Consider the following 26,780-nt stretch of genomic DNA (forward strand, 5'->3'; position numbering starts at 1 on the left):
CTTGTGGAGCGGCGAGGATGCCTGCTCTGTACAGGCTTTTTATGAGAGGTCTTTTGTATCTCTCGTCCGATTGGTCTCGATGGGGAGCAATACCCACTAATACCCCTCAACAATACTCACTTTGAACACTCTTCTCCCAAGGGAACAGGGGCGCAGGGGGTTCTGCCCGTCAAACAATAGAGCGGCACGGCACAAGAGATTAAGTTGACACCCATGTTCAATAGCCTTTTCCAACTCTTATTTTAATTTGTTTCACCTCGCTCAAACAAATAGTATTTTTTCAACAGTCAAAATGTAAAGTTTTATTATGCTTGTGATTTTGGAAAAAATTCAATTTATTACCATATTCTTGCTAAAATTTCAGGGCTTTTTTGACTTCAGAGCCTGCTGAATTTTTTCGATCAGATATTGCGAAGAATTTTGTTGCTTAACTATTTCTTCTAATTCAGAAACGGCGATTTCTGCGTGTTCTATATCTTTAACTAAAGAATGGGCTGTAACACTTTTGTTGACACCTAGAGATTCTTTAGTATCTATAAATGAATTAGGATTTTTTTCTGCTATTAATTCTTCCAATTCTAACAGCGCCATTTCGGCACGATCGATCTTGATGGTCACGAATTTTGCCACATTAGCACCAGCTCTTGCCGCCTCCGTGAGTTCGTGAACGCGAAGTTTAAACCGGCTGGCAATTTGCTCTATTTGAGTCCCCAATTCAAAAGTTTTACTTGCCAGTCGGCCAATTTCTAAACTCACTTGGCCAAGACCGTTGGGCTTGCTTTCCATCTGATTGGTAACTACAGCCACCTGTACTGCTAAATGCCTGACTTGTTCGATCGCCTCCCGGATAGTTCGGGAAGTGCGGTTAACCGTTTCTAGATCGTTAGCTATGGCTTTGCCAACTCCCAAAATTTTATCTGTATTGTTGCAAATAGAATTAGCACCTTGAAAAGTAGCTTGAAATGCTTGGCGACCCTCCGAGGAAATCAACTTCGCAATTCTCACAAATCGTCGATTCATTTGAGCAATTTGTTCGGCTTGTTTTGCCAGTGCCAATTCCTGAGAACTGGGAGTATTTTGCAATTTTTCTGTTTCCAGAAGTTGGGATTGTAAAAGCTTATGATATTCGCGAACTTGGGCTTGCTCTTTTTGAATTATCGCCAGATGTTTTTGTTTTTCTGCTCGGTATTTTTGAATAATTTTGTAAGCTTGCGCTAAATTTTTAGATTGCGCTATTATCAGAGTTTGAACATCCAAAAGGCGGAGTGTGTGGTTTTTCATTACCACAATAATTGGTTCATAAATCAAGTCTTTTTGCCTGTTGAGAGAGGCTTGCACGGCATCGTCAATTTTCCAGTTTTCCTCCATCACCAAAGGCGGAATTCTGATAAAATCTAACAAAGAGCGAATCGGGTGCTGCCCGTAAAGTTCTACGCGATCGGGAAGAATCATTTGCTCTCGAAATTTGACACGAGAAATCATTCCCAACACCTGCGATTCGTGAGTAATAATTACTCCCGGCAGGTCTGGTTCTTGCTCGAATTTTTCAGCCACTACCTGTCCTAGAGTTGCAGCACTCACTTGGCAGTGGTGAGACGGCAGATGTCCGATAGTGAAATCGGGGGTGAGTTGAGTTGGATTGCTCATTTACCCGGATAGTGTTAAGTAGAAGTTAACAAATTATATATTGATATTATACTGGAATAAGATTGTTTAAAGTAATCACAACTATAGGGAGAAATGTACTCTCCTACTCGCAGGCCTGATGAGAGCCTGCCTTCTGATTACTTTCATCTCAAGTCTTTGGGAGCGTTCGCGCCTGCTGCGCCCCGGTTTCGTCCCTAAAATATCGGGCTCGATCTTGTGTTCTTGAAAACAACCGGAAAAATACCTAGATTGAAACCAAAAAGCTTAAGTCGAACTTTGCCACTAGCAACCTTTGAGGCTGCTTACCAGTTGTTACAGCAAATGGCTGAACTCCCGGGGGCGATTTGGCTGGCGGACGATGCTCCTGCCTTTACTGAAAATCGGGAAAACTCGTCAGAACGGTTTGCAGCAGTAATATCAGATGGGTTTAGCGCGCTGCTGCGGGGGAAGCCCTTAGATGCTGCTGCAACAAACGAACGCAAACACAGCGAAAAATATCTCAATTGGCAATTAAATGTGGAGTTGACTTTTGAGCCAGAGGCGATCGCAAATTTCCTCTCTCCCATAGTAGCAAAAATCGCCCAAATAACGCCCGGAACCAAGGGAAAAATTAATATTCGTACCCTCAAACAAGCCATTAACAATATACAGCCAAACTCGGCCGTTATTCAAAGCGAATTTACCCTAAATTTGCTGGATATTCTCGCAATCGATGCCAGCAAAAACAATCACCAGCCCCTACAAGCCCAAACGGAAATAGAGGAAAATTCCGCGCCCCAACCGATCGCTCCCGAAACACTACAGCACCAGATGACCGAAGTGGGCGATCGCGCAGAAGAAATGCCAAATTCCTGCATTCAATTTTGTCAGCCAGTGGAAGATGCTTTGCAGCAGCAGCTCGCACAAGAGCGACTTTTGAATCAGGTGACAACTCAAATCCGCCAGAGTTTGGAATTGCCTGTCATTTTGTCAAAAGCAGTTTCGAGAGTGCGAGAGTTTTTGGATGTAGATCGCCTGTTAATTTATCAATTTGAAAAAGTGCCAGCCTCTCCCGATGGCAAATTAAGTAAACAAATACTGGCAGAGGTTTCTGCGTCTGGCGAAGTCAAAGAAAATTCCCAGTATTTCTTATATTTAGGTCGCGTCACCTACGAAGCTTTAGCCAGCGACGCTATCTCGTCTGTACTAAATTTTAGTGAAGGTGCCGAGTGTTTTCCCGATGGAATCATCGACAGAGAAAAGTATCGCAAAGGTTTGGCTTTGTGCGTCGCGGATGTCGAAAAAACTTACTCTTCGCACCCTTGTTTTTTAGAGTTGATGCGGCGGGCTCAGGTGCGGGCGAAATTGCTAGTGCCGATCGTAGTTCAAGACGACTTGTGGGGGCTGCTAATTGCCCACCAGTTTACTGTGCGGGAGTGGGAAGAAAGCAAAATAACATTTTTGCGACAAATAGCAGAACATTTGGCGATCGCCATTTACCAAGCCGAACTTTATGCAGAAGTTCAGCAACAAAAGCGCACCTCAGAACAGCGCGTCATAGAGCGCACGCGAGAACTGCGCGATGCACTGGTCGCCGCCCAGTCTGCCAGCCTCGCCAAGAGCGAATTTTTGGCAGCTATGAGCCACGAATTGCGGACTCCCCTCACCTGCGTCATCGGCATTTCCGACACGCTGTTGCGGTGGTCTTACGGCAAAGTTGGCACCAAACAAGTGCCGCTGCAAAAGCAACGACAATACCTGCAAACTATCCGAGATAGCGGCGACCACTTATTAGAATTAATCAACGATATTTTAGATTTATCGCAAGTAGAAGCGGGAAAAGCAATCTTAAAAATTAGTGAATTTTCAATTTCTAAATTAGCTTCCCAGAGCCTGCACGCCCTCAAAGAAAAAGCTGCGGCTAAAGGAGTAGAATTAATACAAGAACAGCGGGTAAAACAAGAGTGCGATCGCTTCACCGCCGATCCGCGCCGCCTGAGACAAATTCTGTTCAATCTCTTAGGAAATGCGATCAAATTTACTCCCGAAGGCGGGCGAGTCATCCTGCGAGTTTGGGTGACAGAAGATAAAAATCGCACGCCGGAAGTGCGGCAGCCCGGTACTGCACCGGCCGGTAGTACCGCTGTGTTTCAAATCAAAGATACCGGCATTGGAATTCCCGAAAATCAGCGATCGCTCTTGTTTCAAAAATTCCAGCAATTAGATTCCCCCTACCGCCGCGAATACGGCGGTACCGGTCTGGGATTAGCCTTAACCAAACAGTTAGTAGAACTTCACGGCGGCGCGATCGAAGTCAACTCTACAGTTGATGTCGGCTCTACTTTTACCGTTTTTATACCGAGTCAAACTAAAAGCAAAGATGAATCCACAAAATTCAAATATGAAAAATCCAATTCATCTTTACCGCTGCACTCCTCCTCCCTGCGAGGCAGCATCGTGCTCGTCGAAGAAGATGAAGAAACTGCCATGCTCATTTGCGATATCCTGACAGCAGCAGGACTGCAAGTAGTGTGGATGATTGAAGGTTCGGCAGCCGTAGAACAAATTGAACTTTTGCAACCGAATGCTGTGATTGTAGATATGCGTTTACCAGGGATGAATGGCTGCGAAATAATCCAACAACTGCGCCAAAAACCAGCTACTGAAAATCTCAAAATCCTGGCTTTAAGCGCCCAGGAAATTCCTGCAGATCGAGTATCTTTCGTGACAGCGGGAGCTAACGATTGTTTGGCTAAACCGATTCACCCTCAGCAATTGCTAGACAAAATTCTTTCTTTAATGGTGGGGATTGGTAATGGATAATTGGGCATGGGGCATGGGCCCGCGCAGGGCATGGGGCATGGGCCCGCGCAGGGCATTGGCCCGCGCAGGGCGAGCGCGAAGCGGAGGGATGGGCCCGCGCAGGGCGAGCGCGAAGCGGAGGGATGGGGCATTGGCCCGCGCAGGGCATTGGCCCGCGCAGGGCATTTAATATAATTGAGTTTTTGAGGTAATTATGGGAAGACCTGATTTTGAGGAATTAGAGGTTTATAAGTTAGCGGAAAGTTTGGCGAATCAGATTTGGGAGATTGTTAAAAAATGGGATTACTTCACAAAAGATACGATGGGCAAACAGATCGTTCGGTCTGCTGATAGTGTATGTGCTAATATTGCTGAAGGAAGAGGTCGTTATAATAACCAAGATAATCGGCGTTTTGTAAAAATTGCGCTTAGGCTCTTTGTACGAAACCGTAAACTGGTTAAGATTAGCCTATGCTAGACAACTTATCACAAGCGAAGAAGTAAGCAAATTTAAACCAATTGTCGATAAATTACTACCAAAACTTAACGCTTATTTGAGTTCCATAGGACACAGGGAATAAATTACAAAAAAATCCCAATTCCCAATCCCCGATGCCCTGCGCGGGCCGATGCCCAATGCCGCGGGCCCATCCCTTCGCTGGGCCCTGCGCGGGCCGATGCCCTGCGCGGGCCGATGCCCAATTCCCAATTCCCAATTCCCAATTCCCAATTCCCAATTCCCAATTCCCAATTCCCAATTCCCAATTCCCAATTCCCCATGATTAATTGTCAAATTCCTACAGGATTAATTGTTTCTTGTCAAGCACCTGCCGATTCGCCGCTGCACGATCCGATCGTCATTGCGGCAATGGCTCGCACCGCTGTCAATCGAGGGGCTGCGGGGGTGCGGATTGACTCTCCGGCTCACATTGCGGCGGTGCGAAAACAGGTATCGGCTCCGATAATTGGGATTTGGAAGCAGCAATTGCCGGGATGCGAAATTTACATTACTCCTCGGTTTGAAGACGCGCGGGCGATCGCCACTTCTGGAGCCGATATTATCGCCGTTGACGCTACTCTGAGAAACCGTCCTCCTGGCGAAGACTTAAAGACGTTAATCGATCGAATTCACAGCGAATTAGGGAAATTGGTGATGGCGGATGTAGACACGATCGAAGCTGCGATCGCGGCGGCCCAAGCTGGTGCAGATACTGTCGCAACTACTCTTTTTGGCTACACTCCCCAGACGCAAAATTTCTCGCCGCCCGGATTTGATTTGCTCGCCCAAATGGTAGAAAAGCTTAAGATTCCAGTTATCTGCGAAGGCGGAATCGCCGGGCCAGAAATGGCAAAAAAAGCATTACACTTAGGAGCCGCCGCTGTAGTTGTCGGCACAGATATTACTGGAATTGACATCAAAGTAACAGCCTATAAGTCGGTGATTGGGAAGTAAGAAGGAAGAAGGAAGAAGGAAGAGGGAATAGGGGACAACTAAGAAGGGAGAAAGAAGAAGGAATAAGGAATATTCGGCGATTGAAATCGGTTCTAGAGAAACGAAACGCGCAAGGTAATGTGTGGAAATATCGGGCGATTTCGATCGCCCTTTTTCTGGGGAAATTGCTAAATCAGCGCGCTATTGATAAAGCTGCTAACTGCTGCTAGGGCGATCGCCCCCAATACCGTGCTCCACAGGCCCATCCGTAGGTGAAATCCTTCCACTAGCTTCGCAGCAGAGGCAAAAACGATCGCATTCATCACAAAAGCAAAGACGCCGGAAAGCAATCCCAGCGTCAGCAAGTTCGGCACGAAAAAAACTGTTTTCAGAATGGGCAAAATTAAAACATTCAACAATCCCAACACCGCAGCGGAAATTACGGCTTTCGGTGTGCTGTCAATTTCCACACCGATTGGCAGTTGAGAAATTAGCAGCAAGCTGCTGCCAGTCACCAGCCAAGCAATCAAAAAATCGAGTGGTTCCACAGCGCCTGTACCTCCTGAGAAGTTGAATTGTCACAAAAACTTGATAATTAAAATCTACTTTAATCACAAAATATCGCTGATTCGTCTGCCAACCGGTAGAATTTCTGTCTGTCACTAAAGAGTGAGAATTTATAATGGTTGCATCTTCCACCAAATAATCCGGATGGCAACTGCATCTACTTGTTAGTTGAATAAAAGAGCAGATTAATTAATATGGCTGGCGATTTTTCTTTTAAATCTCACGTCCGATTCGACAAAAATGCCTTGGATAATGGTACGCGCCAGCGCAGCCGATCGTTCCAAGTGATGGTTTTGATGCTGCTAGTCACTACTTTGGTGACGCTGCCGGTATTTCGTCTGGCAGAACTGCAACTGGTACAGGGAGCATACAACCGACAGCGGGCGGAAAATAACCGCATTCGCCCTGTTTCTGTCGCAGCTAATCGCGGTCAAATTTTAGACCGCAACGGCAAAATTTTTGCGGCTAACCGCGTATCTCGATCGGTTTATCTGTGGCCGAAAGAGCGATCGACCAAAGACTGGCAAGAAGTCGCCGCTACACTAGGCCCGATCGTCAAACTTCCCGCAGCCGAAATTATCAAAAAAATCGATGAAGCCGGCTACAAATCTGCCCTCCCAGTGCGAATTAGTAAAAATATCGATGTCGGTACTTTTGTCGCCTTGGGAGAACAAGCTAATACTTTGCGGGGAGTTGAAATTCGCGCCGAATCGAGCCGAGACAATCCCAACGAGCAACTTGCAGCTCACCTTTTGGGATACGTAGGCGAAGCTACTTTAGACGAATTAAAAGCTAATCCTACATATCCGATGGGAATGATTGTCGGTCAAATGGGAGTTGAAAAATTAGCCAATAAAAATTTAGAAGGCGTTTGGGGAAACCGTTTGATCGAGGTGAATGCTAAGGGCGAGGAAATCCAAGATTTAGGGGTAAAAGCTCCTATTCCCGGCAAACCGGTGCAGCTAACTTTAGATTTGGATATGCAGAAAACTGCAGAAAAAGCTTTGGGCGATCGCCTGGGTGCAGTTGTGGCGATCGATATCAAAACCGGAGCTCTTTTAACAATGGCTAGTTGGCCGACGTTTGACCCCAATATTTTCACTCGCAAGGTAACTCAAAAAGAATGGGATCGACTGCAAGGGCCAGACAAACCATTTTTAAATCGGGCAGTTCAAGGCTATCCAGTCGGCAGCACTTTTAAGATTGTAACTTCTGTAGCCGGGATGGAGTCGGGCAAGTTTTCTCCTGACTCGACTTTACTATCATCTTCTTCAATTAATATCGGCGGAATTACCTTTAACGAACACGGCGCTGGTTACGGCGTTATCGGTTTTCGGGACGCTTTAGCCTACAGCAGCAATACATTTTTCTATCAAGTAGGCATGGCTGTAGGGCCGGAAGAAATGGCGAAATGGGCTAAAAAAATGGGCATTGGCGGTGCTATTAATTTAAAGCTTTTGGGGTTGGATGCATCCAATCACGGTCAAGTTCCGATCCCTGCTGAGAAACAGAAAATGTATGGGGAAGATTGGTATGTGGGCGATACGGTGACAATGGCGATCGGTCAAGGTTTGGTACTTTGTACTCCCCTAGAATTGGCTGTGATGGTGTCAACTATTGCCAATGGCGGTTCGCGATTGCAGCCACATTTGTTGGCTTCTCAAACCAATACGCCTATTACTAAAAAAATCCCAACAGGTATTAAGCCGGCAACTTTAAACGTCATTAAACAAGGATTGATTGACGTGGTGAAAAAAGGTACAGGCCGCGCGATGAATGACGGTACTATTCCTTTAAGTGCTGGTAAAACTGGAACTGTGGAAATGCCCGGTCATCCTGACAATGCTATGTATGTAGGTTTTGCTCCCGCTGACAAGCCGGAAATTGCGATCGCAGTTATTGTTGAAGGCGGTGGATTTGGTGCGGTTTCGGCGGCACCAATTGCTCAAGAGGTATTCCGAACCTATTTTAAAAATCAGGGTTTTAAACCTACTAATAAACCTTTCTAGTCATGAGTTAATTGGTGACTGTTGACAGTTCATATTTTGTGGTATAGGGTGCGCGAGGCGCACCTTTTTGCTATCAGTGCGCTCAAAAGTTTTCCCCTACCAATTGTCTCCTATCGTTTCCGGTTGCATCGGAATGATTTAACCTTACTAGAACACAGAGAACACAGAGAGGTCAGAGAGAAATGAATAATTCCGATCCTAATGGAATTGATATCACTTCCAAGAAAATGCGATTTCTTAAAAAGATTAACAGCGGTAAGGTGTGCATTGCACACCTTACATAATTTGATTCTGCGTCCTAGAATTTAAAAATGGTCGGACGGTTTACAGATACAAAAAGTTAAAAATCTAATTAATGCCTCTTTCTAAAATAATCATTTCCGAACCAACAATTGGACTTCTAGCGATTAATTTACCTTCGGAATTGGCAATTTGTAACTTGCTGAAATCGAGTGCATTAGCTTCTTTCCACATTTTACTTGCTAGCTGATTTTGCTCTGTTGTGCTGAGATTGTACCAATCTTCAGCGACATTCACTGTCAAAAGGCCGATGGAGAAATCAGCTTGAACAGACCTAACTAAACCGCCGCCAAGTCGATCGGTAATGTCAGCAACTTGAGTTTGAATTGCAGCAATCAAAGACTGTTCCGGCGTTAGTGGTGGCGGGATAATTTCTATCGATTGCGGTTTGTCTGGTGCTACTAAATCGGGCGATTTGCTTTTTAATTTAGCGGATGTTGGCTGAGAATTTGCGGCCTCTGGTGATTTCGCTGTGCCCGACGGCAAAAAATCGCCAAAGGTAGGCGGCGACTGCGGCGGTGCTGCAATAGGCGCTTTTGCTAGTTGTTCCGGCGGTTTTGCTGAGAAACTGTTGAAGGTTAAACCGACTGCAACTATGAGAATTGCTGCTAAGGAAGCGTTTAAAATTGGATCTGACACCTTGGCGCTGACAAAAGGCGGCAGCAGCTCGCGCACTAACCGCACAATACTTTGCCAAAGTACAACGACTTTCTCTAAAAAACTGTCGCCTGCGGGTTTTGATACAGACTTTTTACGATCGGATTTTACCGCAACTTTTGGCGGGGGAACGCTGTTAACTTCCGCTTTAACTTCTGCAGCAACAGCCGGAGGAGTTACTGTTGCTGAGTCAGAAGCGGTGGGCGCGATCGGCCTTTGGGGCTGCAACGGGGGTTCTGCTGCTACATTTTTCCCTTTTTTCCCCAAATTCCGAATTGAGAAAATCAAAGCTTTGATTTTCTGATTTTTGGGAACAGCGCTGCTGGCATTTTGAGCTTGGCTGGGTGTGGCGGCAGACTTTGCAGCCGCCTCGCCAACCTCCACTTTCGGAGATTGAGACGCTTCTGGAGTTGGTTGGTTTAGTTGTTCTTCTGACATTTTCTTTGCCTTGGAGCGTTGCAAATATATCTAATATATCTAAAGATAAATTTTAGTTGAGCCTTCTGGGCCTTAATTTATCATTTTATTAGTTCTAACTGAATCATCATGAGCCTTAAACGCCGTCACTTTCTATTTTTAGCCAGTCTCAGCAGCTTAGGTTTTACCGGAGTCTGGAAAATGCTTCAGCTTCGGACTTCCTGGGGGACAGACGCGAATGCTGCTGTACCTTCTAATGTTGAGGGCCAAAGGGCGATCGTCCCATTGCCAGCCTCACCGCCTATTTTACGCTTTATTTCGGTTGCCGACACCGGTACCGGGGCCCAAGGTCAGTATGCTGTGGCTGAGGCGATGACCCAATATCACCGGGAAAATCCTTTTAACATTGCTGTTCTCGCCGGCGACAATATCTACAATAACGGCGAAATTGAACAAATTAATGCTGTTTTCGAGAAGCCTTATCAGCCATTATTGCAGCAAGGCGTAAAATTTTATGCTTGTCTGGGAAATCACGACATCCGCACTGCTAACGGCGACCCGCAAGTTAAATATGCGGGTTTTAATATGCAAGGCCGCTACTATACTTTTCGGCGCGATCCGGTACAGTTTTTTGCATTAGATACCAATCGTAATGCGGATTGGAAAAATCAGCTTATTTGGCTGGAGAAAGAGTTGAGTCAGAGCATCGCACCGTGGAAAGTTGTGTTCGGCCACCACCAGATTTATTCCTCTGGTATCTACGGAGTGAATCAACCTTTTATTAAGACTTTGACGCCTTTGTTTAAAAAGTACGGCGTGCAGCTTTATATCAACGGACACGAGCACAGCTACGAACGCACCCGATCGATTAACGGTACGACTTATTTGACTTGCGGGGCGGGCGGGGGCACTCGTCCGGTGGGGCGTTCTGAGTGGACGGAGTTTTCGGCTAGTCGGCTTAGTTTTGCGACGTTTGATATCTATGAAGACCGGATGTTTGTCAGTTCTATCGGTACTGACAAGCGGGTTTTTGATAGAGGGGTGATTGAAGTGCGATCTGCTTAATTCACATTATATTCAGGAGCCAACAAAATGAATAGGGGTTGTAGAGCCAATAAAACTGGTTTTGTTTTAGAAGCAACTGTAGAAGGTACCTTGAGAGGTCACGGATATCTCGAAATATGTCCTGAGTTGCCAAAAAAGCGCAAGTTAGATTGGCTCTTGCTCTCAACGCAAAATCACAAGCGATATGCTAAACAAGTTTATATCGGGTCTAGCATTTATGAAACAGAAATAAATGTCGATTTTTATATTGTTAGTTCTGCTTCGTTTCCTCTCGGTCTAATTGTTGAGTGCAAGTGGCAAGAAGATAAAGGATCTGTTGATGAAAAGTATCCCTACCTCAATTTAAATATTAAAACTTGCTATCGGGTTCCGACTATTGTGATCGTGGGCGGCAACGGGATGAGGCAAGGTTCGATCGACTGGTTTAAAAAACAAATTCCCGACAATCAAAATCTTTTGGGGGTTTACAAGCTCGAAGGTTTTATTACCTGGGCAAACAAACATTTGTAATCACACATTATACCAATTCCGGTTGCACTCCTGGTGATGTTAACTGTTAACAGTCAACACTCAACAGTCAACGGTTAACAGTCAACAGTGAATTTATTATTCCGATGAAGAGAGGATTTGATATTACATCAAGATTTATTCGTTACCGATCGCGATCGCCCTTTTTCCCTTCGCTACAGTACAGTTGCATTTTTTGCAGAAACTGCTATGATTTGCGGTAACGCAGGATTCAAATATTTTAATTTTATTAAATTGAAAAAAATCGCCTTTTTTTTTCGAGTTAAACCCTTGACTGTCAGGTTTTTTGGATGTATAATCTAATAATGGGAGTGGTGGCAAAAATAAAATTTAAGTTACCACTTCCATTATCTAAAATATACCACAGAAGTCTAGATAAATCAATAGGTAATAGTTCCTTTTTTTAGCCAATTTTTTGACCCTTGTTCTACGAGTTTTCCGTTGAGTAGCTTGAAATCCACGAAGAAGCCGTATTTCTGAAACCACTGTTTCAGGGCTTACACATGGGGGCGATCGACCCGGTTTCTGAAGTCACGGGCTGCCGTACCAAATATGTTTAAGTAGAGGCTTTGCAAAGAGTGTTTATTTAAATTGAACTTATTAATAATTCCTTGACTAGACCGCGTTTGTAGCTATTAGAATTAATTCCCCTAGATGCTGATATTTCAATTTGTTTGGGGAGATGATTTTTTCTGAAAGCTTGACTGTCGCTGTAGATTTGAGCGATAAAATCGCAGTTAGAATTAGACAGCATAACTTTCACGCGGCGTTGGGCAAGTTCTACAAAAACATCTCTTAATTTAATCTGTTCCGATTCTTTGAAATTATCTCGGCTGTAAGCGGTGAAGTTACTTGTGGCACTAATCGGATAGTAAGGTGGGTCAAAATAAACAAAGTCTTTACTGCTTGTAGCAAACTCCAAAATTTCATCGAATTTTCTTACTTCAATTTGAGCGGGCGCGAGTAAAGAGGAGACCGCTCGCAATAAATCGGCTTGACAAATGTTAGGATTTTTGTATCTGCCCATCGGAACATTAAATTGACCTTTGGAGTTTTCTCTGTAGAGGCCGTTGTAACAAGTTTTATTGAGGTAAATCAGCCGTGCTGCTTTTTCTGTAGCTGTATTGTAGGAGCGCGATCGCACCGAGTAATAATAGGCTTGATTGTCTTTGCTATGTTCAGAGGCGTGCTCTAACAAAAGCTCAATCAGTTCCTCGACTTTATCCCTGACACAGCGATAAGCATTAATCAACTCAGGATTAATGTCTGTTAACACAGCTTGCAAAGAAGGGTTCTGTTGTGCTAAGTAAAAAAAGACGGCTCCGCCGCCCAAAAAAGGCTCGTAGTAAGTGGTGAACTTTTCAGGAAAATAAGGTTGATATTGTCCGATCAACCTAGTTTTGCCTCCAGCCCATTTCAGAAAAGGACGCGGCAAGACGAAAGAAGGTGCGGCAGCAGACATTTACTTAGAAATAACAGCCCTATAATATTTATCACAACTACAACTAAATATACATACTTCTCTCATTTGTCACGGGAGGTATGGTGGGATTAAACAGACAGTGCCCGATCGACCGATCGAAAATATTCGTTAGAATTATATATATCAGCCTCGCGGGCAAAAACGCCCGATCGCCCGAGGAGCCGATTTAGCTCCGGCTGTGCCAAAATTATCTAACTCGCTCACAAGTGTTACCAGTCAACGATCGAGCTGTAACAAATTACCCCATCTGCGCTCATGCAAGATTTCATTAATAACGTCTCTAGGTACCCCCGTTTTTTGATTACTGTCTGTCTCGGAATCTTCTTTTTCCTGTTCGAGCGACTCAAACCTCTACTCGATCGACCGGCAACAGCCATCGTCCTGGTTACTTCGATTGTAGCGACTTTTGTCTTTCTAACTTTTACCCTGCGCGCCATGTTAGGTCTGAGCCCGGTTTAAAAGCAAGTTTCGGCCCGAAAAAGCCGGCTTGCTCTGACAAACTGTGGCCCGCTTGGAAAGGCAGGTAGAGAGTTTAGGGAAGTTTCTGCTGCTGAGTTTGAGCGGAAACACTAATCACTAAAGCCAACACAATTCTGATGTGCGATCGCCCGCGCCGGCAATAGCCGCTGCGATAGATTATAAGAGAAAGAAAGTTACCCTAGTTATGTGAGCGCTCCTCAACCTTGGCGCAAGCAAACATTACCTAAGTGCAGCACAACTCTTTCGAGCCATCAACACAACTGGGGAAATACTGCACCTCTGTTTCCCCGATTCCCACTTAGTTCTTAGGAAGCGGCACACCCCGCCCCGCTTTCCTCTCCCGTCAACCTGACGGTATCGCGAGAGTTTCTAGCGGACAAGACAGATGAAATTTGAACATATCTATCAATTTTTTCAAGACCCCCCTCCTGTTTATCTAAACAAGGAACTAGCAGTGTGCTACATTCTCTCGGTGTTATTGCGATCGGATTCCTACGGTACAGAACTCATCGGACAACTAGAGCGGGAATTCCCCATCTACCGACTTTCCGATACCGTCCTCTACAGCGCTCTCAAATTCCTCGAAGATGAAGCCGTCATCACCGGTTACTGGAAAAAAGTAGAAGGACGCGGCCGCCCCCGCCGGATGTATCAAATCCTCCCCGAGTGGCGGCATCAAGCTCAAGACCTAGCTCGCCTGTGGCACGAGTATATCGGTCAGGGAAACGGCGCGTCTGGCCGTCGCCCCCGCGCCCTAGAAACTGGTCACACGGGTTAGCCGCTGTTGAAATCGGATGCCTAAACCCTTGAAATGCTGGCGCTACTAGCAAAGCGAACTGCCTTCCTTGTCTTCGCTTTGCAAGCATTGCCGCACAGGAATTAGAGCAGCTACACTACGTCAGGACTTACGCATTGTCACTTGAAAATTAGAAAGCGTGGGGAGATATAAGAATTTGGTGATGGGGAGAAAAAAACCTTGCTACAAAGCTTGTTGGTAATTTTGGTAAGCAAGTGTCTGCGTAAGTCCTCGATCGCTTTTGTCTGTAAAGTTATGTAAAGTAGTAGTAGATAATTTCAATTACACAAACTTCTACCGATGGATACTACTGTTCTTTCTTCAACGTTTACGATCGCCCTGCTGATGACTGTAGGCTTGTTTTTCTTCATCAAGGCCTCAGTCAAAGAAAGAATCGAACAAATCAAGTTTGCTTCGCCTCGCCCCCAAGAGTCACTTTTAACCCAGCTACAAGAGTATTTTGCTTCTAGAGCTTACCGAGTTGCAGCCGTCGATGCCCCAAACTATAAAGTCACTTTTGAAGGTTTTGTGCGGCCTAGTTGGTTTTTAGCTATTTTTCTCACTTTGCTGAGTGCAGGCGGCACTCTGTCCTTGGGCTTGCTTTTGGGAATGCTACTTCCCCAGCAAGGTCAAATTTTCCTAGCTTTGGTACTGCTGTCACCGCTGGCGGGAATATTTTACTGGAAAAAAGCTGGACGCTCGGAGCAAGTTTTCCTTAAACTCGAATCTGTTGCTGAGTCGGGAAGCCAAACTAAGAGCCTGGTTACTGTCAGAGCTCACCGCGATGAACTAGCAGCTATGGAAAAAGCTTTAGATTTAAAACCGCTGGAATATTAAAATTTTGGTGTGGAACGTTTTTTGATATGCTAGATGCCGTGCTTAAAGTTCTAGCCGACCAACCGATGAATGTTTGCGGCTCTCTCAAAGAGTCCGAAAGCTCGATCGACAGAACACTCAGTCGATTTTAGAGTCGAGATTTGAGATTTTCGATTTATCCTCAAGATGAATCAGGGAATTTGAATTTTCGTCTAAAATTTGAAGCCGCGACAGCTCTGCGGGGCTTGTATCCGTGAGCAGTGTCAAAAAAACCATTATCCTGAGAGTGCGCGCTGTGGCGATCGCCCGTTGCAGGCGAGTATCCTGTTGCGATGGAGCCTTATACCCTTGTTCTTTATTCTTAAGGACTTTTCGCGTAAATTTCAGCCAGCACTCTCCAGACAATGAGAACTCTCGCACTTTTGTTAAAAGAGCTAGACAAACATTGCTGTCAATGTTTTGAACTCAACATTTTGACCTATGCGCGGGCGGACACCACAGAAATTTTTTCTGCGGCTGTTTCCAGCATTACCTTTAAACTGGGAAACAAGAAATGGTTCTCTTCTACGTATTGGGCTCCGAATAAACCTTTTTCAGCCCAGAAGTATCTGTCGGTGGTATGCTCGTTACGCTTGACTAACAGCAATGCAGGGGGAGCAATGCCTTCAGCATGGATGAACTTGCGAGCCGCTGTTACGGGTTTATCTTCGCCGCTCTCGATGCTATATTGAGGCACGCACTCTAAAATTCTGCGTCCTTCTTGTCGGCGGCGACTCTTGCGTTTGCGTCTCCTGGCCAATTTCTTTACCTCCTCTGTAAGCAGACAGTATGAGCAGACAGTATGAACAGACAGGTTTTGACATACTCCCCATCCCTAAAAAAAATGGGGATTCTGGATTCTAACAGCTTTCCTCAAGCACGGCTTGTCCGATCTTGCCGAGCCCCAGGTTGATGCCCCAACCTATTTGAGATTTTTTGGATGCTAGAGTTGAGACCGGATTTTTACATCTGGCGAATCAACAATATATGATTCAATCATCAAAGCCGTCCCGATCGGACGGGGTTTGAGATCGATTTTTTAGGTAATCATAGCTACCAAATCCGAGGCCAGTATATCCCTTCTAGCTCAAAAAATCAACTGTTTTTAATATATCGACACAATCTTAACATTCGTGCCGATCGACAAAATGCACCAGTTGTGGTAATGTAGGCCGCAAGTTCCGGCAGCAGCCAAGCTGGGAAATCTGTGGAAAGTATGCAGGCGGGACTTTACTTTTAAGCAACTTTTGTTTGTGAAAGCCGAATGCTTTGAACCTATCCGCCTTCCATCAAAGCGGAGACACCACAAATTTAGAAGTTTCTCATCTGTAATCAGCAGCGGCCCAGTTGTAATTGACTTAGAATTCCGTTAGATATCTTAATGTGGCGCTCATGTTAATGCCAGCCAGTTCCGAATTTGTCCAGCTTTGCCGATCGCAGGTGGCGATAGCCGTCAGTTTGGGAGCGACATTCAGCGCGGTATACCTGACACAAGAGCTCGTACCCGGAAGCGCAGCAAAGTTGGTAGAGATCGCGGTTTACCCAGAAACATCAGCCGAATCGGAAGAAAATCTGGGGCTGAGGCTGCAATCTTCCGAAAACTCGACAGTCAAACCAGTGCCGCGGCTGGCTGCGCCAGCTTTTCCTGTGGAAGAATCAACGGTGGGGGCGATCGCGCCCGAGCAGAGCCCGGATAATCAGCGGCGGAACGATCAGTGTCAAGGCCCGGAGAATGTGTGGCAGCAACGCCGGCAAATTGTGACGCCTATGGTACACGAGGGAGTTGTAATGGGACTCCTGGTGTGCGGCAGGCAAGACAGGCCTTGGAACGATCGAGAGGAGGCTCAAATGCAGCAAATTGCTCGCACCTTAACCCTGGCTTGTATTTTAGACCAGCGATCCCAGTGGATGCAGCAGGAATTGGGCTCGGCGAGGCAAATCCAGACTCAGGTGTACGATACGATGCACAATTTGCTGCACCAGTTCAAAAGTCCGCTGACAGCGTTGCGAACTTTTGGTAAGCTGTTGGCGCGCAGGCTGGTACCGGAAGACAGAAATCGCAATGTGGCTTTTAGTATTGTCCGAGAGAGCGATCGGCTGCAAGACTTGCTCGCCGAGTTCGATCGCACCCTTGACACAGGCGAAGCAAATCTCAGACTCCCATTTGGCACTTCAGAAAAAGCAGTGTCCAATTTAGAATTAATGTCGCATTCTTCTCTGTCGCTTTCACCAGCAGCCAATTTGGAAGAATCCTGTTTTGTGGGATTGGTACTACAACCGCTGTTAATTTCCGCCCGGGCGATCGCATCTGAAAGGCGTCTGTCATTGGTAGCCGACATTCCGGCAGATTTGCCGCCAGTTTCGGCGAACGATCGAGCTTTGCGCGAAGTTTTGAGCAATTTAATTGACAATGCTTTGAAATATAGCTCTGCCGGCTGCCAAATTTATATTAAAGTAAGGCACAAGGAAGCGAATGGCGATCGGGCAACACACCGCCCATTACCTGCCGTCGCAGTGGCAGTCAGCGACACAGGTGCCGGGATTCCACCCCAAGATTTAGAACATTTATTTGAGCGGCACTACCGGGGAGAAAAAGCGCAGACAGAAATTCCCGGCACTGGATTGGGTTTGGCGATCGCCCGCGATTTAGTCCGCCAAATGCAAGGAGAAATCGAAGTATTTTCTCCAGTAAATCCCGAATGGCTGCCACCAGCAGAAACTCATTTATATCCAACAGATCGCGGCACTACATTTGTACTTTGGCTGCCGCTCAATCAGTAGTAACTAAGCCTATTGTTTGGAGAGAGTTTTTATGAAGCGTCGGTCTTTATTAGATAAAATTCCCAATTTTTCAAATTCTTTAGAAATTTTCAAAACACACTTTTTTACTGTACCGTTTTTAGCTGCTTTCAACATTCTGACTGTCCTGATTTTGGGCTGGCTAAGCGTCTACGCAAAACTAAACAAGAAGGGAGACGGAGTTGAACGCCTGTTTAGCGATCCTTTTAATTTCTGGTTCCCTTACGAAGGCATTCTCACCGGAGTTTCCGAAGTCCTAGGGTGCAGTTGTGTGGCAATTTGTGCATTTACTTTTGGATTGCTGCGCCAAAAAGATCCCCGCAGTCGATCGGCCATCTTCTTATTTTTTAGTGCTTTACTGCTGGGAGTCTTGTATGTGGATGACAGGTTTCGCATGACTTTGATTCTTACTCGGCTGGGAATATCTAAAAAAATAATTTATTTATGTTATGCGAGCGGTGTTCTTCTTTACATATATAATTTTTGGCGGTACATCAAAACTACTCCTTACTTGCCATTAGTCGCAGCATTATTCTTGTTTGCTATCTCGCGGCTTGAGGATATTATAAACTCTCCAAGTACAGGATTGCACGCGATGTTAGAAGATGGCACTAAGTTATTAGCTCTTCTGAATTTGGCTTTGTATTTTTGGCACGTATGTCATCAGGAAGTTGGGCGGCATTTCCAGCAGAGCGAAAAAAATTAAGGAAGAAGAGTTAGTTGTTATTTGTTATTTGTTATTTGTTAGTTGTTATTTGTTAGTTGGTAGGGGCGGTGGATGGTGCGTGCCCGCCCTCAGTTGTTAGTTGTTAGTTGTTAGTTATTGGTTATATCAATTCCGGTTGCACTCATAAATGATGTTAACAGTCAACAGTCAACAGTCAACAGTTATCAGTCAACAGTCATTAGGGAAAATTCCCAATGCCCTGCGCGGGCCAATGACCAATGCCCTGCGCGGGCCAATGCCCTGCGCGGGCCAATTACCAATTACCAAGGATTGCCAATCATTGTAAAAGCAGCCCAATAATAAGGATGGGAAAGCATTCGATCGCCCCTGGCCGCAATTTCAGGAGGCAAAACGATCGCCTCAGAAAGCCCTTCAACTCGCAGCATCCCGTCTTGAATCCGCACCCGCCCCCGCAACATCTGCAATTGCGCCCACCGCAAAGCCTCGGCTTTAATCATCAAATTACCACCGCTTCTGGGAGTCCGCAACAGCCGGTAAAACTCCGTCATTAGTCCCAAAGTCCCCTCATCGCTGACTTCCCACAAACTCGCCAAAGCCGATCGCGCACCGCTAGCTACCGCCAAACCCGCAAACCCCAACTCCGCCTCTTCGTCGCCCAAAGCGGTACTGCACGCGCTTAAAACTAACAGGTGCACCGGGGGAGAATTCCACCGCAACTGCCGCATTTGATCGAGGCGCAATTTAGTATCCCACAACTGAATGTAAGAATTTTTCGGTTCCCCTGGCTGGAATTCGCTGTGAGTTGCTAAGTGAATAATTCCAAAAGGTTGATTTGCCCGTTGAGCTTGCAAATTCGCGAGAGTAAAATCTTGATTCAAAAATGATTTTCCGCGCGTCGGCGGGGCGATCGACTCTAACTCCACCGGTACCGCCGGTAATGGCGCTTTATCCTTAAATACCGACGCCCCCATCGCCAAAACTTCATCGTCAGCAATATTGTCGTAGCGGATATCAGTCAAACTCAGACTCGGCATCACGCTAAAGCTGTATTGCTCAACTAAAAATTGTTTACCATCGTGAAGAGCAGCAAACGGCACGCTTCGCAAACCCGCTGCCGGAATTACAATTAAATTATTAATTTTTAAAGCTGCCAATTCTCCTGCAAATGGCGCAATTAACCACCGATAAAGTTTTTGAGCTGCATCCAAATAACTGATACTATTTCTTCTTCTAGGATTAGTGATTTCGGTTTGCAAAGCGTCCGCTAATTGCAGTACCTGCCAGCGCGTTGTCGCCGAAACTAAAACGCGCATCGGTTGAGCGTTAGCTGTGACTAACACTAATTCTAAATGCTCGCCGGTAGGAACATCGGAAACTTCTGTGCCTGCTGTTGGCAACTTCTCCATCAACCCATCTTCTAACATTTTGGGAGGCGGCGGGATGAGGTTTTTTCTGACAGGCAAGAGATTAGATAAATCTCGACTTGCCACCAGCACCGAATCATTTTCTTTGGCTGCTGCTTTTGATTCCCTGACCCAATTCATATAAATGATTGCAGATTTTACCCCGGTAATTTGTTCGTTTTTGCGAAGGGTTTCGTAAATTACCGACATATTTATAATCGGCTTTCTGGCGGGCAAATTTAGATATTTTTCGTATTCGCGAGTGAAGGTTTGCTCAAAGGCTAAAATACCGGAAACTGCGGTATCGAAGCTGCGAGAAGGAATCAAAAGCTCCGGGCTAGTTGGGGAATTTCTGTTTTGATTTGGCGATCGCAATTGTACTTGCAAAGATGCAGGAAGTGACAGCGCAGGTTCGGGAATTGGTTCGGGAATTGGTTCGGGAATTGGTTCGGGAATTGGTTCGGGAATTGGTTCGGGAATTGGTTCGGGGATTGGTTCGGGGATTGGTTCGGGGATTGGTGGAGGAGTAGGGCGCGCGCCCGGTGTAATTAGGGAAATCTGGTTTTGTAAACTTCCTTGGGTGTAAGTTTGCCCAAAGGAAAAACTGGGCAAAATGGCGTTTTCCGCGCCAGCATTAATGGTTCCCTGAGTTCCGTTGTCGATCGCCCCGCCAACTACAAACGGTCGATCACTACCGCCTCCGTGCCGAATTGCGATCGCCCCGCCTCCTGTACCTCCTGCAGTAGAAATACTGGCAAGATTGCCGGATATATCCTGAAAAACATTGTTCGAGCGAAACAAACCGAGGGTTGTCACATCAACGCTGCCGCCTCTAGCATTGATAAAACCCAACTGAATGTTACCGATCGCGCTCAGGGAGACTGCGCCGCCGTTTCCCTGAGTGCCGCTGGAGTTGAGATCGAGAGTAGAAATGCCGGCTTGCGAGGTAAGGGCAATATTGCCGCCGATCGCCCCCGAAGAGTTCAAACCTCCCGCAGTTAAAGAGCCGGCATTGCTTTTGAGGGCGATCGCGCCACCTGTTCCCGTTGCTGACGAAGAGTCGATCGCCCCTGCTGCAACAGTATTTCCCTCAACCCGAATGCTTCCGCCGTTGGAGGTAATATTGCCAGTCCGAACCTCATCCAAAGCTTGCAAGTTAGCGCTGCCGCCATCCGTCCTTAAATTACCCTCTAACAGTACATTTCCGGCCTTGATATCGGCTCCCAAAGCGGCCGTGCTGTCCCCCCTGATAGTAGCAAAATCTCGCGCGTTCACGCTCAAAATGCGGGCTGCAATTTGGGAAGTAGCCGTCACGCTAGCAGCATCAGCCGAGAGCACGCCCAACCTCTGACTTTGACCAACTGCGCCGGTAAAGGTAATGTTGCCGCCAGCGCGCAGCGTCAAATTATTTGCCCGGCCTTGGATGCTGTCGAGGCTACTGGCAAAAGTGATGTTGCCGGTACTGGCCGAAATTGTGCTGCGGCGATCGACTGTGACGGGACTTTTGAAAGTGATGTCGCCAGATGTGGCGATCGCCCCAAATATCTCGGTAATGCCACCGTTTACAGTCAAACTCGCCAGCGGTGCAGTTTGACCCACTGTCGCGCCGAACCGGACTCGCCCTGCGTCAAGTCTGAGGGCGCGAGCTCCGTCTAGGCTGCCGGAGAACAAAATGCTGCCGGTAGTTCGATCGCCCAAAGTGGCATCAGCATTCAGGGAAAGGTTGCCGGTAAAAGCGATATCTGCGCCCGGTGCGGCGATGTTGGCACCGATCTCCGTTTGAGGCGCGTCGAGTGTCAAGCTAGCGCTGCCGGTTGTTCTGAGGGGATGGTCGATCGCGATCGAACTACCTTGAAGTGTCAACGGGCTTTTGAAGGTAATTGGTGCGACGATCGCGATCGAGCTGCTGTTGGCGCGCCCGATCGCGATCGAGCCGAAACCCGCTGCCAAAGCACCCAGATCCCCTCCTGTCAAGTCCAAAACCCCTAAAATATCGCCAGTGCCGCCCACCCGAATCCCTCGGCCGTCGCTGGGCTGCAAGCTAATTGTCCCCCCCGCACTGCTGACGGAATTGCTGCCGCCCCTGAAGTCAATGCCGTTAGCAGTCAGAGCGATATTGCCACCGTTAGCGTTGACTCCGCCCAGAGAAATGCTGCTGGCAAAAATGTTAATGTTGCCACCTTGAGTCTCGATTAAATCCTTGGGGTCATTGACAAAAAACACTCCGCCTGATGTAAATGTTACGCTGTCTCCGGTTTGCGCTTGCAGTGCGAGTTTGTTGTCGGGCAAGTTTTGCAGGGTAATGTAGCCGGGGGTTTCTACAACTACATTGCTGCCGGCCGCCATCTGTTCTAACTGCACTTCTGAGATCGATGTTTCAGTGGGTGATTCTGTGGATTGGAGTTCCCCGCCAGCAGAGGATGAAGGGCTGTTTTCGCCGTTACCGCTGACGATCGAAATATTTGCCGGATCGAGCCACAAATTGCCGATCGCCCCGTTAGGCGCGCGGGTATCGACCTCTCCTTGGAAAACTAAAGCATTTTTACCGGAAACTTCCACTCTGCCGCCGTTTCCTGCTGCTGTGCCGCCGCGAGCCGTAATATTGCCGAAGAAGCGAGTTGTATTGTCTGACCAAATTGTCGCAGTACCGCCGTTGCCGCGGTCGATCGCGTCTGCTGCGATCGTAGAATCAGGACTAACATAAGTTACCAGGGAATTTGGCACTGGTTCCGTCCCCCGGAAACCGCCACCGACGCGCACGACTCCTCCGCCATCTGTCCCGGAAGCATTGATATTTGCGCCGAACAGTCCGACTTTTGACCCTAAAATATTGACTGTGCCGCCTCTCGCCCCAGAAGGTGCAAAGACATTTACAGCACCCGATACGATCGCGCTTCCGGCATTTACCGGCACTGTTTGGCCCCCAGTCAGGATTAATTGACCTTGTTCGTTAGTCGTTAAACCTGTGGCTGACTCTACGCCCGGGCCAGTCAGCAACACAGGTAAAGTAACTGGGGCGATCGCCGATTTGTCTGACTGCAAAGACGGAGTAATTTCTAAACTCAATAAATTACCAGTCTGACTGATGCGGACTGCATTGCTTCCCGCAACAGCAGCCACCGTAATTTGACCGGCCGGGGCGGACAATTGCCCGGTATTAATCGCAGTACCGCCCAACAAAGTTAAATTTTGACCGCTACCAACTGCTAAGTTTCCAGCATTGACAATTATTCCAGATTGTGAGTTATTAAAATTAAATTGAGTGGGGTTTCCCTGTAAAGATTTATAATCATTAATTCCGGCCGCATTAAACCAGCGATCGCCGAAACCGATATTCGTAGAAGTTGTGGCGAAAAAAGACCCCGGCACGTTCAATCTCGCATTTTGACCGAAAACAATTCCCGCCGGATTCATTAAGAATAAATTCGAGTTTCCCCCGCTTACTGAAATCAGGCCGTTAATGATGGAAACATTGCCACCGGAAATTCGCCCTAAAATATTTTGAATATTTGGATTAGTTAGAAAATTAGCAATTTGACCTTCGCTGAGATTAAATTGGCTGAAGCTGTGAAACAAGTTTGCGCCGTTTCCAGACAGTTGGCCGCCTCTAATCTCTAATCGATTTTGCTCCTGGTTGACAATAGTATTAGTGCCGTCATTTGCCGGAATGACAGGTTGCGATCGCGCTGCTAGCGGTAGCAGCAAAAAACCTAATGTCAAAATTATAGCAGAGCGAAAATAGGTCATCAGTTATTAGTTATTAGTCATCAGTCATCAGTCATCAGTCGTTAGTGGTTGACAATTCCCAATTCCCCATTCCCAATTCCCCATTCCCCATTCCCCATTCCCCATTCCCCATTCCCCATTCCAATTCCCATTCTAATCTATTGTAGTTTTGATTTTTTTTTGAGCTGTAATGTTCCGCTAAAGTGCCAATAAACTTAAAAAGCTTGCGGGCACGGCGGTTTGCTCCCAGGGTGCAAATCAGCGTCTTTGAGTCGATCGCCCTGCAAAACCATCTTTTGCCAGAATGTCAGAAATACCAAGCATATTTCGTATTTATCTATCGGTCGCAGGTGTCTTGACAAAAAGCCTGCTGAGTCCTAAGATTGAAGCAAAGATATGGATGAAAAGGCAAAAACCCACAAAATAACTGCCTCCTCTAGCAAAATTAAAAACCAAATATTGATGCTTTTAGGGACAGATAATGCAAAATCAACCCTTCCCATTTTTAAATGAACAAGTAGTTGAACGGATCTTTGCCTCTGGTCAACTGACTCGCGAAGACAGACAGCGAATTCAGTCAATGCTCTTAGATGAGTCGATCGGCGAACATGAATTGAGTTTAGTTGAAAAAGTAATGTCAGGCGTAGTCAATGGCCTACTCGACGTACTCAATTAGTTGAGAAAAATTGCTTGGATATGTGCGGAGGCCCTCCGCACATATCCGTTTTTATGATCTTAATCGATCGGACGCGATGTGAGATGCTTGATGCAGAAACCGGGTTTTTGGCCGGGGCGTGAGTCCGGGACTGTTTCAAATCCAATCGAAAGTCCTTCTAAAAATCATCATCGTCCTCATCAGAACCCTCATCCGAACTCTCGTCGGGACGCACAAGTTCAGAAGGAGGCCTATCGCTACTCCAGGCCCACCACACGCCGTCGCACTGACAGCGATAAAATTCTTGCCACTTGCGACGCTGGAACTCACTGTATACTGGCGATCGGCGATTAATCCAGACCTCGCGGGCATCAGTGCAGCTAGCACCGCACTTGGGACAGCAAAACTCAGTAGCGTGAACCGCCATCGCAGTCCATTCGGGAGGATGTGGAGCAAAAGCTTCCATGTGTTGCGTGTTTTTATTTAAACTGCTGGTAATTAGGGCAAATCAACGGTTGCTAAAGATCCGCTTCCGCTGGCGCTGACATAAGCAACGACATAAATACGCTGTTGAGTGCGTAATTTATCTGCTAATTATTTTTTTTGGCACTTGCCGTCCGATGAATAGTATAACTGATGTGGTGCAAACCGTCGATCGGTATTCTCAGCTATTTTAAGGACTAGACTCATGTCTATTTACAACTTTATCTCATTTCTGGGCATTTTTGGGCTCTGCGCGATCGCCTGGATTTTCTCAGAAAACCGCCAAGTTCGTTATATACCTTGGCGCGTCATCATCTGGGGCATTGGCCTGCAATTAGTCTTAGGATTTTTAGTATTCCTGTTTCCCCCAACTCGCATCGCCCTAGAGTGGTTTACAGGCTTGCTCGATGGAGTATTCACCGCTGCTGACACCGGAGCGAGATTTGTATTCGGGAGCAATATTGTACCAGTACCGGGTAAAGAGCCGGCAATTAATTTAGGATATATTTTCGCCTTTCGAGCTTTACCGACAGTCGTCTTTTTTTCCGGTCTCATGGCTTTACTTTATAACATCGGCGTAATTCAAATTGTCACCGAAGTTTTTGCCAAAATATTTTATAAGACAATGCGGTTGAGCGGCGCAGAAGCCCTCAGCGGCGCTGCTAATATTTTTGTAGGAATAGAAGCAGCAATAGTCGTCAAGCCTTATTTGCCGCAAATGACTCGTTCCGAACTTTGTGCCATCCTCTCCTGCTGTTTTGGAACCGCCGCTTCATCAACTTTAGCAATTTACGTAAGCTTTCTCAAACCTGTATTTCCCAATATTTTAGGACATTTAGTTTCCGCCTCAATTATCGCCATTCCCGCTTGCTTTGTCATCTCCAAAATTTTAGTTCCCGAAACAGGAGTACCGCTGACAATGGGCGGCATCCCCAAGGAAGATCGGAAGCCTCAAGGCCGCGAGTTTGTGGGCGAAGAAATTGCTGAAACGGACGGCGAAATCCGTCAACAAGAGACTGTGGGCGGAGAACCCATCGAACGAGTCAGCCCTTTGGATGCAGCGATAATTGGTGCATTGGACGGTGTAAAAATGGCTGTGGCGATCGCCGCTGTTTTGATTTTAATCTTGGGCTTAGTTTCCTTAATCAATCAATTCTTTGGCTGGTTGGCCGTGTTGCCGGCTCCCATCGGCACAATCTTTAGTTTTGTCACCCTGCAAAATATCCAAGGAGTTTTATTTTATCCGCTAACCTTATTAACTGGAGTTCCCATTGAGGATTCTTGGGTAGCATCAGTAATCATCGGACGGCGGCTGTTAGAAACCGCAATTCCACCTTATCAAAGTTTAGCAGAAGCCGCAAAACAAGGACTGATTAGCGATCGCACAGTTTTGATTGTCAGTTACGCCCTTTCCGGCTTCGCGCACCTAGCATCCGTCGGTATATTTGTCGGCGGTACGATCGCCCTAATTCCCTCCCGCCGCAAAGACATTTCCGAACTCGGTTGGAAAGCATTATTTGTCGGCACCTTAGCAACAATGATGATTGCCTGCATCGCCGGCTTATTTGACACCGGAGACGCGAGCATTTTAGGTGCTAAGGCAGCCCCTGCAGCTCCGATAACTGCCCCCGCCTCCCAAAAACAGCAGGCATCCCCAAGCGTAACTTCCCAGCCGTCCGTTGCCCCAGAAGTTGCCAGCCCGAAGCCTTCGCCCAAGGGTGAAAAAGCAACTCCAAAAGCTCAAGAATCTCCTAAATCTGAATCGAAGAAAACGCCTTAAACAAGGTATGAGTTAAGGACACTTAACGTCAAACCTAGTTCCAGTATTCTGTCTGGTAATTAAGGCCCGATCCCCCCCTAACCCCCCTTCTTAAGGGGGGGACAAGAAGTGGTCAAAGTTCCCCTTTTATTAGACGGGAACTGGAAGCGGTCAAAGTCCCTTTTTTTAAGGGGGATTTAGGGGGATCTAGACTAAGTAATAAGCGAAATTTATCCCACCAATGCCCTCT

The 26,780-nt window shown here is 46.6% G+C and carries 22 protein-coding genes; 14 read left to right on the forward strand and 8 right to left on the reverse strand.

The window, feature by feature from the left end; genetic code table 11:
• Positions 1 to 360: 360 nt before the first annotated feature.
• Complete coding sequence (locus QT998_RS04300) at positions 361 to 1,647, reverse strand: chemotaxis protein (protein WP_333116344.1); 1,287 nt, start codon at positions 1,645 to 1,647, stop codon at positions 361 to 363.
• Positions 1,648 to 1,896: 249 nt separating this feature from the next.
• Here QT998_RS04300 and QT998_RS04305 point away from each other — a divergent pair, with 249 nt between their 5' ends.
• The 3 genes from QT998_RS04305 to QT998_RS04315 all read left to right on the forward strand — a co-directional run bounded on the left by QT998_RS04305 (position 1,897) and on the right by QT998_RS04315 (position 5,009).
• Positions 1,897 to 4,449: a hybrid sensor histidine kinase/response regulator gene (locus QT998_RS04305; RefSeq protein WP_333116342.1), complete on the forward strand. Its 2,553-nt coding sequence runs from the start codon at positions 1,897 to 1,899 to the stop codon at positions 4,447 to 4,449.
• Between the two features lie 193 nt (positions 4,450 to 4,642).
• Positions 4,643 to 4,906: a four helix bundle protein gene (locus QT998_RS04310; RefSeq protein WP_333116340.1), complete on the forward strand. Its 264-nt coding sequence runs from the start codon at positions 4,643 to 4,645 to the stop codon at positions 4,904 to 4,906.
• Positions 4,866 to 5,009, forward strand: a complete 144-nt coding sequence (locus QT998_RS04315) for a hypothetical protein (protein ID WP_333217933.1) — start codon at positions 4,866 to 4,868, stop codon at positions 5,007 to 5,009. Before QT998_RS04310 ends, QT998_RS04315 begins: the two co-directional genes overlap by 41 nt.
• 1 nt (position 5,010) lies before the next feature.
• On the opposite strand, the gene QT998_RS04320 is transcribed toward QT998_RS04315, so the two are convergent.
• A complete protein-coding gene (locus tag QT998_RS04320) occupies positions 5,011 to 5,208 on the reverse strand; it encodes a hypothetical protein (protein WP_333116338.1) in 198 nt (65 codons plus the stop codon).
• Here QT998_RS04320 and QT998_RS04325 point away from each other — a divergent pair.
• Entirely contained in the window at positions 5,207 to 5,881 is a 675-nt protein-coding gene (locus QT998_RS04325) for an N-acetylmannosamine-6-phosphate 2-epimerase (RefSeq protein ID WP_333088514.1), read from the forward strand. The two genes, QT998_RS04320 and QT998_RS04325, sit on opposite strands and share 2 nt — an antisense overlap.
• A 167-nt stretch (positions 5,882 to 6,048) precedes the next feature.
• Here QT998_RS04325 and QT998_RS04330 read toward each other — a convergent pair whose 3' ends face one another.
• Complete coding sequence (locus QT998_RS04330) at positions 6,049 to 6,408, reverse strand: phage holin family protein (RefSeq protein WP_333088512.1); 360 nt, start codon at positions 6,406 to 6,408, stop codon at positions 6,049 to 6,051.
• Positions 6,409 to 6,621: 213 nt separating this feature from the next.
• Here QT998_RS04330 and mrdA point away from each other — a divergent pair, with 213 nt between their 5' ends.
• Positions 6,622 to 8,436: a penicillin-binding protein 2 gene (gene mrdA / locus QT998_RS04335; protein ID WP_333088511.1), complete on the forward strand. Its 1,815-nt coding sequence runs from the start codon at positions 6,622 to 6,624 to the stop codon at positions 8,434 to 8,436.
• Between the two features lie 348 nt (positions 8,437 to 8,784).
• Here the strand turns inward: mrdA and QT998_RS04340 are convergent, their stop codons facing one another.
• On the reverse strand, positions 8,785 to 9,831 hold the full coding sequence (locus QT998_RS04340; RefSeq protein ID WP_333116336.1) for a hypothetical protein: 1,047 nt from the start codon (positions 9,829 to 9,831) through the stop codon (positions 8,785 to 8,787).
• Positions 9,832 to 9,939: 108 nt separating this feature from the next.
• On the opposite strand from QT998_RS04340, the gene QT998_RS04345 reads away from it, so the two are divergent.
• Together QT998_RS04345 and QT998_RS04350 are read left to right on the forward strand one after the other, a co-directional pair.
• Positions 9,940 to 10,875 carry a metallophosphoesterase gene (locus tag QT998_RS04345; protein WP_333116334.1) on the forward strand — a complete coding sequence of 312 codons (936 nt, stop codon included), beginning with the start codon at positions 9,940 to 9,942 and terminating at the stop codon, positions 10,873 to 10,875.
• A 27-nt stretch (positions 10,876 to 10,902) separates the two neighbouring features.
• Complete coding sequence (locus QT998_RS04350) at positions 10,903 to 11,385, forward strand: PD-(D/E)XK nuclease superfamily protein (RefSeq protein WP_333088505.1); 483 nt, start codon at positions 10,903 to 10,905, stop codon at positions 11,383 to 11,385.
• A 604-nt stretch (positions 11,386 to 11,989) separates the two neighbouring features.
• On the opposite strand, the gene QT998_RS04355 is transcribed toward QT998_RS04350, so the two are convergent.
• Positions 11,990 to 12,865: a DNA adenine methylase gene (locus QT998_RS04355; protein WP_333116332.1), complete on the reverse strand. Its 876-nt coding sequence runs from the start codon at positions 12,863 to 12,865 to the stop codon at positions 11,990 to 11,992.
• A gap of 276 nt (positions 12,866 to 13,141) precedes the next feature.
• On the opposite strand from QT998_RS04355, the gene QT998_RS04360 reads away from it, so the two are divergent.
• From QT998_RS04360 to QT998_RS04370, 3 genes are all read left to right on the forward strand, one after another.
• Positions 13,142 to 13,345, forward strand: coding sequence for a DUF751 family protein (locus QT998_RS04360; RefSeq protein ID WP_194011343.1), 204 nt, complete (start codon positions 13,142 to 13,144; stop codon positions 13,343 to 13,345).
• 406 nt (positions 13,346 to 13,751) lie between these two features.
• Positions 13,752 to 14,144 (forward strand): PadR family transcriptional regulator, encoded by a 393-nt coding sequence (locus QT998_RS04365; protein WP_194011342.1) that lies wholly within the window; start codon positions 13,752 to 13,754, stop codon positions 14,142 to 14,144.
• A gap of 318 nt (positions 14,145 to 14,462) precedes the next feature.
• Positions 14,463 to 14,999, forward strand: a complete 537-nt coding sequence (locus QT998_RS04370) for a cofactor assembly of complex C subunit B (RefSeq protein WP_333116330.1) — start codon at positions 14,463 to 14,465, stop codon at positions 14,997 to 14,999.
• A 457-nt stretch (positions 15,000 to 15,456) separates the two neighbouring features.
• Here QT998_RS04370 and QT998_RS04375 read toward each other — a convergent pair whose 3' ends face one another.
• On the reverse strand, positions 15,457 to 15,777 hold the full coding sequence (locus tag QT998_RS04375; RefSeq protein ID WP_333088499.1) for a DUF3155 domain-containing protein: 321 nt from the start codon (positions 15,775 to 15,777) through the stop codon (positions 15,457 to 15,459).
• A gap of 638 nt (positions 15,778 to 16,415) precedes the next feature.
• On the opposite strand from QT998_RS04375, the gene QT998_RS04380 reads away from it, so the two are divergent.
• Together QT998_RS04380 and QT998_RS04385 are read left to right on the forward strand one after the other, a co-directional pair.
• Positions 16,416 to 17,798 (forward strand): GAF domain-containing sensor histidine kinase, encoded by a 1,383-nt coding sequence (locus QT998_RS04380; RefSeq protein ID WP_333088498.1) that lies wholly within the window; start codon positions 16,416 to 16,418, stop codon positions 17,796 to 17,798.
• 31 nt (positions 17,799 to 17,829) lie between these two features.
• Positions 17,830 to 18,522: a hypothetical protein gene (locus tag QT998_RS04385; protein WP_333116327.1), complete on the forward strand. Its 693-nt coding sequence runs from the start codon at positions 17,830 to 17,832 to the stop codon at positions 18,520 to 18,522.
• Between the two features lie 281 nt (positions 18,523 to 18,803).
• On the opposite strand, the gene QT998_RS04390 is transcribed toward QT998_RS04385, so the two are convergent.
• Positions 18,804 to 23,654, reverse strand: coding sequence for a CHAT domain-containing protein (locus QT998_RS04390; protein WP_333116324.1), 4,851 nt, complete (start codon positions 23,652 to 23,654; stop codon positions 18,804 to 18,806).
• A 460-nt stretch (positions 23,655 to 24,114) separates the two neighbouring features.
• Here QT998_RS04390 and QT998_RS04395 point away from each other — a divergent pair, with 460 nt between their 5' ends.
• Positions 24,115 to 24,309: a hypothetical protein gene (locus tag QT998_RS04395; RefSeq protein WP_333088493.1), complete on the forward strand. Its 195-nt coding sequence runs from the start codon at positions 24,115 to 24,117 to the stop codon at positions 24,307 to 24,309.
• Positions 24,310 to 24,466: 157 nt separating this feature from the next.
• Here the strand turns inward: QT998_RS04395 and QT998_RS04400 are convergent, their stop codons facing one another.
• Positions 24,467 to 24,754 (reverse strand): hypothetical protein, encoded by a 288-nt coding sequence (locus QT998_RS04400; RefSeq protein ID WP_333088492.1) that lies wholly within the window; start codon positions 24,752 to 24,754, stop codon positions 24,467 to 24,469.
• Between the two features lie 222 nt (positions 24,755 to 24,976).
• Here QT998_RS04400 and QT998_RS04405 point away from each other — a divergent pair, with 222 nt between their 5' ends.
• Positions 24,977 to 26,551 carry a NupC/NupG family nucleoside CNT transporter gene (locus QT998_RS04405; protein ID WP_333116322.1) on the forward strand — a complete coding sequence of 525 codons (1,575 nt, stop codon included), beginning with the start codon at positions 24,977 to 24,979 and terminating at the stop codon, positions 26,549 to 26,551.
• Positions 26,552 to 26,780: the final 229 nt, after the last annotated feature.

This window comes from Microcoleus sp. S1D4 (assembly GCF_036700765.1).
Taxonomy (GTDB): Bacteria; Cyanobacteriota; Cyanobacteriia; order Cyanobacteriales; family Microcoleaceae; genus Microcoleus.

What these genes read in the sequence shown, in the direction of transcription:
- QT998_RS04370 (WP_333116330.1), top strand. Translation starts at nt 14,463, where the DNA reads ATGGATACTACTGTTCTTTCTTCAACGTTTACGATCGCCCTGCTGATG.
- QT998_RS04380 (WP_333088498.1), top strand. Translation starts at nt 16,416, where the DNA reads ATGCCAGCCAGTTCCGAATTTGTCCAGCTTTGCCGATCGCAGGTGGCG.
- QT998_RS04350 (WP_333088505.1), top strand. Translation starts at nt 10,903, where the DNA reads ATGAATAGGGGTTGTAGAGCCAATAAAACTGGTTTTGTTTTAGAAGCA.
- QT998_RS04400 (WP_333088492.1), bottom strand. Translation starts at nt 24,754, where the DNA reads ATGGAAGCTTTTGCTCCACATCCTCCCGAATGGACTGCGATGGCGGTT.
- QT998_RS04355 (WP_333116332.1), bottom strand. Translation starts at nt 12,865, where the DNA reads ATGTCTGCTGCCGCACCTTCTTTCGTCTTGCCGCGTCCTTTTCTGAAA.
- QT998_RS04320 (WP_333116338.1), bottom strand. Translation starts at nt 5,208, where the DNA reads ATGGGGAATTGGGAATTGGGAATTGGGAATTGGGAATTGGGAATTGGG.
- QT998_RS04395 (WP_333088493.1), top strand. Translation starts at nt 24,115, where the DNA reads ATGCAAAATCAACCCTTCCCATTTTTAAATGAACAAGTAGTTGAACGG.
- QT998_RS04340 (WP_333116336.1), bottom strand. Translation starts at nt 9,831, where the DNA reads ATGTCAGAAGAACAACTAAACCAACCAACTCCAGAAGCGTCTCAATCT.
- QT998_RS04385 (WP_333116327.1), top strand. Translation starts at nt 17,830, where the DNA reads ATGAAGCGTCGGTCTTTATTAGATAAAATTCCCAATTTTTCAAATTCT.
- QT998_RS04300 (WP_333116344.1), bottom strand. Translation starts at nt 1,647, where the DNA reads ATGAGCAATCCAACTCAACTCACCCCCGATTTCACTATCGGACATCTG.
- QT998_RS04365 (WP_194011342.1), top strand. Translation starts at nt 13,752, where the DNA reads ATGAAATTTGAACATATCTATCAATTTTTTCAAGACCCCCCTCCTGTT.
- QT998_RS04310 (WP_333116340.1), top strand. Translation starts at nt 4,643, where the DNA reads ATGGGAAGACCTGATTTTGAGGAATTAGAGGTTTATAAGTTAGCGGAA.
- QT998_RS04360 (WP_194011343.1), top strand. Translation starts at nt 13,142, where the DNA reads ATGCAAGATTTCATTAATAACGTCTCTAGGTACCCCCGTTTTTTGATT.
- QT998_RS04345 (WP_333116334.1), top strand. Translation starts at nt 9,940, where the DNA reads ATGAGCCTTAAACGCCGTCACTTTCTATTTTTAGCCAGTCTCAGCAGC.
- QT998_RS04405 (WP_333116322.1), top strand. Translation starts at nt 24,977, where the DNA reads ATGTCTATTTACAACTTTATCTCATTTCTGGGCATTTTTGGGCTCTGC.
- mrdA (WP_333088511.1), top strand. Translation starts at nt 6,622, where the DNA reads ATGGCTGGCGATTTTTCTTTTAAATCTCACGTCCGATTCGACAAAAAT.
- QT998_RS04390 (WP_333116324.1), bottom strand. Translation starts at nt 23,654, where the DNA reads ATGACCTATTTTCGCTCTGCTATAATTTTGACATTAGGTTTTTTGCTG.
- QT998_RS04325 (WP_333088514.1), top strand. Translation starts at nt 5,207, where the DNA reads ATGATTAATTGTCAAATTCCTACAGGATTAATTGTTTCTTGTCAAGCA.